At 54.8% G+C, this 447-nt stretch carries 1 protein-coding gene; it reads right to left on the minus strand.

What is annotated here, in order from left to right:
• Positions 1-355: A24 family peptidase (locus tag AF337_RS04660; protein ID WP_049731189.1), on the minus strand; the 355-nt coding region annotated here is incomplete at its 3' end.
• Positions 356-447: the final 92 nt, after the last annotated feature.

Raw genomic sequence — 447 nt, forward strand, 5'->3', positions numbered from 1 at the left:
GGATCAACAGGATCGCCAACGTGACCAAGCCGCCGATGGCACTGACATAGGCCAGAAAAGTCAGCAGAGCAGGCTCGCAACCGAACCAGAGCGCGGCTGCGCTCAAAAGTTTCGCATCTCCACCGCCCATCACATTGAGCGCAAACAGGGCAAAGCAAATGCCGAACACTATGGCGGCGCCCAGCGCATGCATTCCGATTGCCGGAAGAGCCACTCCACTCAATGGCGCCAACACGGCGAATGAAATCACTATGATCAACGATACCCTGTTCGGGATCGTCATCGTCAACAGATCGGATATGGCCGCAAAAGCAAGGCAGAGCGGAAAAACCAGAAGGATTGCGGCTACGATCATCTTCTCACCTGCCTCAAATTCTTATCTGCCCGATACAGATAGGCTCACGGCATTTCGCTCGTGAGCCCGATCTTCTAGACAGAGCTACGCTC

The sequence above is a fragment of the Rhizobium ecuadorense genome (genome assembly GCF_001187535.1).
In the GTDB taxonomy this organism is placed as follows: Bacteria; Pseudomonadota; Alphaproteobacteria; order Rhizobiales; family Rhizobiaceae; genus Rhizobium; species Rhizobium ecuadorense.